We start from the raw sequence: 5747 nt of genomic DNA on the forward strand, positions 1-5747 counted from the left end.
GCGAAGGTGTCGACGTCTGTGTCGACAATGTCGGCGGGCCACTGTTCACCACCCTCGCCCGGCTGATGCGCTGGAATGGGCGGCTGATGCCGATCGGATTCACCAGCGGCGAGGTCCCGTCGTTGGCCATGAATCTGCCGCTGCTGAAAAACTATTCTGTCGTCGGCATCTTCGTCGGCGCCTGGAAGGAACGCTTTCCACACGACGCCGCTCGCGCGGCCGAGACGATCATGGCATGGGTCGCCGAGGGCAGACTGCGCCCGCACATTGACCGCGTGCTTCCGCTCGCGCAGGCTCCTGAAGCGATGAGCGCCGTTGCGAGCCGCACCGCGCAAGGACGCATCGTGCTGCAGGTCAGGTGAAACGACCCAGAGGAGGCACCCATGACATCCGTCGTGATCGAGAAGCGTTTCTGCGGTCCGCCGAACTCGGGCAATGGCGGCTATGTCTGCGGGCTGCTCGCCGCGCATATCGACGCCGACGCGGAGGTGACCTTGCTGGCGCCGCCGCCCCTCGGTGAGCCGCTCGAGATCGTGGCCGGCGACCACGGCGTGGAGCTGTGGAAGGATGAGACGATACTTGCGCGCGGACACGGCGTCCGTTTCGAGGCACCCGACATCCCCATCGTTGATTTTTCGGAAGCGGAAGCGGCGGTTTTGCGCTGGCCGTTTGACGAAAGCCGCCATCCCCTGCCGATGTGCTTCGTGTGCGGGTCGGCGCGCGCGCATGGCGACGGCCTGCGCATCCTGCCTTCCAGGCTGCCGCCGCGCCCGGATTGCAGGAGCGGAACACTCGTGGCGCCCTGGGTGCCGCACGCCAATCTGGCGGGTGAGGATGGCACCGTCGCGCGTGAATTCATCTGGGCCGCATTGGATTGCCCGAGCGGATTTGCCGGCGCCGGCGCGCAGCATCTGGGAATGAGCGGCAACGAGACGATGCTGCTCGGACGCATGCGCGCACACGTCGAGAAGCGGCCTCGCCCGGGCGAGCGCTGCATCATCATCGCCTGGCCGACGGGCCGGGACGGCCGCAAACTGTACGCAGGCAGCGCATTGCTGGGCGCGGACGGAAAAATGCTGGCGGCTGCTCAGGCCACCTGGATCCTGGTCGATCGGCAGGTTCAGGTCGGCCAATCATAGAGGGTTGCCTGTCCGGCCCGCAAATCCGTCATTGCCGTATGATCAACGCACCGCCCCAATCCGGCTTGGGCCGATCGCGTCGGTCTGGTCCCAGGCTGAAGATCTGCTGCGCGGCGGCGGCATCGATGCGCTTCATCCGCATATCGACACCGTATTTGCGCAAGATCAGGGCCGTCGTCTGCCCATCGGCTTCGGTGAAGAAGCTGATCTGGCCGTCCTTGTACGCGAACTCGGTATTGCTCAATGGATAGAGCGGCACGGCCTTTTGCGCTGTCCAGTGCGCATTCAGTTGCTGGCCGTCGCGAGTGATCGTCATCACGGCACGGTCGTTGAGCTGGTAAAATCCGACGTAGCGGTCGAGTATCGCGGCAGCTACGGCGAACGCCTGCGATGCAGACCTGCCATCGCTGTTCGGAGGGCTGATCTCGGCCGCGCCGACGGCACAGGCGATCCCCAGCGTGGCGAGCCCCGCCGCAGCCGCGCGCGCGTATCTCGTTTCCTTGCGCAGCATGTTGCGGATTCTCCGCTCGAGCAGGGAATGCGACCCGGCCATCGCAGCCATCATGGCCGTGGTCGTCGACTGCCTCTCGCCGACCGCGATCAGGGCTTTGCCGTAGTGACAGACATCGTGGCCGCGGCGCAGGACCCTCGCGTCACAATCCATCTCGACGGCCATGCGCAGGCGCCGCAGCTGCCACCACAGCGGCAGGTTCCAGGGCATGCAGATGAGCAGGCCAAAGGCGAACGTCACCAGGTGGGTGTCGTGCGCTTCGAGATGGCTCCGCTCATGCGCGATGACCAGTTCCTGCATGCCGGGCGGGCACTGCATCAACCAGCGCGGCACGACGATGAACGGGACCATAAGCCCCACGACGGCCGGACCGGCGTCCTCCGAGACGTGCACCGCCACGCCGGCCATCTCGCCGCGCTGCCAGCTGCGGCGTCGCCAGCTCAGCTCGACCCTGCCGGCCAGCACTGCGAGCAACAGCAGCGCCGATCCGGCGCTCCAGCCCGTCTGCAGCACGCGGTCGAGGTCCGCAGCGGCCGCGGAAAACGCGGCGCTCGCTTTCGGCCAGCCGGACGGCGACAGGCCGGTTGCGGTGATCTGTCGAAGCGCGACGATTCTCCCGGGTATCGCGCGCGCGACCACATCGGAGAGTCCGGGCGCCCGCACGGCAACCGAGGACATCAGCAGCGGAAGCAGCAGCGAGGCTATCATGCTGGTGCCCCATAGCCAGCGTGTCGGCCGCCGCGAAAACCGCGCCGCGCGCTCCAGGGCAAGCGCGGCAAGACCGAGAAGCAGGCTCACCGCGACGACATAGGATATCCAGCCCAGCATCAGGTCTCCCCCTTCCGCGACTTCTCGTCCAGCAGCGCACGCATGGCGCGGATCTGCCTGGCGGTGAGTTTTTGGTCGGAAACCAGATGGGTGAAGAGCAGTTCCGCCGAGCCCTTGAACAGCTTGCTGGTGAGGCGACGCAGCGCGCTGCGCTGCGCGGCGTGCTGCTTGACCGCGGCGAAATAGCGGTGGCCGCGCCCCTCCTGCTCATGGCCGACATATCCCTTGCCCTCGAGCGTGCGCAGGATGGTCAGCACGGTGGTGTAGGCCAGATCATCGTTCAGCGCGGCCCTGACCTCGCCGACCAGCGACGGCCCACGCTCCCAAAGCACCTCCATCACGTCGATCTCGCGATCCGTGAACTGGATGTCCATCCACCACCTCCAACTATGGATATAGTGGATCATCTCACCGCCGGCGGCGGCTGTCAACTATAAGCATAGTTATCAAGCCGGTTCCCCGGCGTGGTGACGTTGCATCGAAGTCCCGCTAGACTCAACCGTCGGCTGCGGCTGACGTCCGTGACCGCGCTGTAACGTCCCACGAGGAGACACGCCGTGACCATGCTTGTCGAGCGCCTCGACCTGCCCGCCGCGCTGCCCCGCGCGCGCAGCCGGCGCGATACAGAAAGCGAGACTGTTCAGTTCGCGCAGGCCGCGCTCGCCGCCGCCAAGCGGGATGGCCTGCGGCTGGCGGTGCGGGCGCGCTATGTCGCGCTCGCCGTGATCGCCTGCTTGTTGCTGATCATCAATCCGTCGTGGAAGGAGCAGCTCTATTACGTGGCGCTGCTCGGTTTGTTCGCACTGATCGGTTGGGGTCAAGTCAAAGTTGGCCGCCTTGGCGTTTCCCGGCCTGAGCTGGCGCTGATGTTCTGCGACCTGGCGCTGATGACGGTCATTCTTGTCGTCCCGAACCCCCTCAGCACGGCGCACTGGCCGGTGGCAATGCAGTTCCATTTCGGCAACTTCATCTATTTCTTCGTGCTGCTGTCGGGCGCGACACTGGCCTATTCCTGGCGCACGGTCGTCGCCATGGGAACGTGGACCGCCGTGCTCTGGAGCATCGGCATCGCCTGGGTGTGGTGGCAGCCCAATCGCGCTCCCGAACTGACCGCCCGCATTTTGGCGGCGACATCAGGCGATTACAGGCTGTTCGACCTGATCTCGCCCAACTCGATCACTTTCGGTGCGCGTCTCCAGGAAATTGTCGTATTCATGATCGTCGCCGTGACCCTCGCCGTCGCGGTGCGGCGCGGCAACGATCTCGTGATCCGTCATGCCGCCGTGGAACGCGAACGCGGCAATCTCGCCCGCTACTTCTCGCCCAATGTGGTCGAGCAACTCTCGACCAACGACGAACCGCTGAAGCAGGTGCGCACGCAGCACGTCGCCGTGCTGTTCGTCGACATCGTCGGCTTCACCGCCTTTGCCGACACGCGCACGCCGGAACAGGTCGTGCGCACCTTGCGCCAATTCCACGCGCTGATGGAACAGGAGGTGTTTCGTCACAGCGGCACGCTCGACAAATATCTCGGCGACGGGCTGATGGCGACGTTCGGCACGCCGTTCGGCGGAAACACCGATGCCGGAAATGCGCTGCGCTGTGCGCAGGCCATGATGGCAGCGGCAGATCGCTGGAATGGCGAGCGCAAGAAGGCCGGCGAGGCGCCGCTCCGCGTCAGCTTTGGTTTGCATTACGGGCCGGTCGTGCTCGGCGACATCGGGCTGACCTGTCTCGAATTTGCGGTGATCGGCTCGACCGTGAACGCCGCAAGCCGGCTCGAAGCGCTGACCCGGGCGCTCGATTGCGCGCTCATCGCAAGCGACGATCTCGTGCAGCGCGCGAAGGCCGAACTCGACGGCGCCGATGCGGTTTTTTGGCCGCTGACGGCACAGGCCCCGCAAGCGATCCGCGGCCTCGAGCACCCGATCGCGATCTGGACGCAGGCGCGCCCGGGCGACATCGTCACGCCGCCGGACCGCCCGGAAACTCCTTGATGCGCGCCGTTCGGCCTGTTCACCCAAGATGGGTTCGGCGATGAGCGCTCAGCGAACGCCGCGCGCGGCCTTTCGCCTTTGCCTCCAGTGCCGGGCGCGATCCAGATACAGATAGACCACCGGCGTCATATAGAGCGTCAGGATCTGGCTCAGGATCAGGCCGCCGAAGATGGCGATGCCCAGCGGCTGGCGGAACTCGCTGCCCTCGCCGAGGCCAACCATCAGCGGCACCGCGCCGAACAGGGCGGCCATGGTGGTCATCATGATCGGCCGAAAGCGCATCAAACAGGCCTCGAAGATGGCGTCGGCCGACGACAGGCTGCGCTGACGCTCGGCATCGAGCGCGAAGTCGATCATCATGATCGCGTTTTTCTTCACGATCCCGATCAGGAGCACCACTCCGATCATCGCGATGATGTCGAATTCCGAATGAAACAGCATCAGCGCCAGCACCGCGCCGACGCCGGCCGACGGCAGGGTGGACAGGATCGTGAGCGGATGAATGTAGCTCTCGTAAAGCATGCCGAGCGAGATGTAGATGGTTGCGAACGCCGCGAGAATGAGAAACGGCTCGCTCGCCAGCGACTGCTGAAAGATCTTTGCGGCGCCGGCAAATCCGCCGTGAATGCCCGCCGGCATGCCGATCTGGCTCATGGTCGTCTCGATCGCCGCGGTGGCCGTGCTTAAGGAAACGCCGGACGGGAGATTGAACGAGACGGTGCTCGCGACAAAGAGATCCTGGTGATTGACGACGAGCGGGGTCTCGCTCTGTACGAAGTGGGCCACGCTGGACAGCGGGATCATCGTTTCCGGGCTGGTGCTGACCGCGGTTCCGGTCGACGAGCCCCCCTTGCCGGTGGCACCGATCGAGTTGGTGGCGAGATTTCGCACCGCATTGGCCGCAACCGAACCGACCGAGGTCTTCTGCGCGGACGAGACGACCGTCCCGGCCACCGCATTGGTCGCCTGTGATCCCCTTGCCGGTCCGCCGGAGGTGCTGACATAGACCTCCTTCAACGTCTCCGGATCCCTCGAGTAGGCAGGCGCCACCTCCATGATGACATGATACTGGTTGCGCGCGACATAGATCGTCGAGACCTGTCGCTGCCCGAACGCGTCATAGAGCGTGTTGTCGATCTGGCTGAGCGTAATGCCGAGGCGGGAGGCGGCATCGCGATCGACGATCAGGCTGGATTGCAGGGCCTTGTTCTGCTGATCGCTGCTGACATCGGCAAGCAGCTTTGAGCCTTGCAGCGCGGCGACGAGTTTTGG

General features: G+C 65.2%; 6 protein-coding genes. 3 read left to right on the plus strand and 3 right to left on the minus strand.

What is annotated here, in order from left to right; all coding sequences use genetic code 11:
• A partial coding sequence (locus tag JOZ76_RS37155) for a zinc-binding dehydrogenase (protein WP_291706340.1) occupies positions 1–362 on the plus strand: 362 nt, incomplete at its 5' end.
• 21 nt (positions 363–383) lie between these two features.
• Positions 384–1139 (plus strand): hypothetical protein, encoded by a 756-nt coding sequence (locus tag JOZ76_RS37160; RefSeq protein WP_291706341.1) that lies wholly within the window; start codon positions 384–386, stop codon positions 1137–1139.
• 28 nt (positions 1140–1167) lie between these two features.
• Here JOZ76_RS37160 and JOZ76_RS37165 read toward each other — a convergent pair whose 3' ends face one another.
• Positions 1168–2478, minus strand: coding sequence for a M56 family metallopeptidase (locus JOZ76_RS37165; RefSeq protein WP_291706342.1), 1311 nt, complete (start codon positions 2476–2478; stop codon positions 1168–1170).
• Complete coding sequence (locus JOZ76_RS37170) at positions 2478–2852, minus strand: BlaI/MecI/CopY family transcriptional regulator (RefSeq protein WP_291706343.1); 375 nt, start codon at positions 2850–2852, stop codon at positions 2478–2480. Before JOZ76_RS37170 ends, JOZ76_RS37165 begins: the two co-directional genes overlap by 1 nt.
• 189 nt (positions 2853–3041) lie before the next feature.
• On the opposite strand from JOZ76_RS37170, the gene JOZ76_RS37175 reads away from it, so the two are divergent.
• A complete protein-coding gene (locus JOZ76_RS37175) occupies positions 3042–4475 on the plus strand; it encodes an adenylate/guanylate cyclase domain-containing protein (RefSeq protein ID WP_291706345.1) in 1434 nt (477 codons plus the stop codon).
• Between the two features lie 48 nt (positions 4476–4523).
• Here JOZ76_RS37175 and JOZ76_RS37180 read toward each other — a convergent pair.
• Positions 4524–5747: efflux RND transporter permease subunit (locus tag JOZ76_RS37180; RefSeq protein ID WP_291706344.1), on the minus strand; the 1224-nt coding region annotated here is incomplete at its 5' end.

The sequence above is a fragment of the Bradyrhizobium sp. genome (assembly GCF_019244115.1).
Lineage (GTDB): Bacteria > Pseudomonadota > Alphaproteobacteria > Rhizobiales > Xanthobacteraceae > Bradyrhizobium.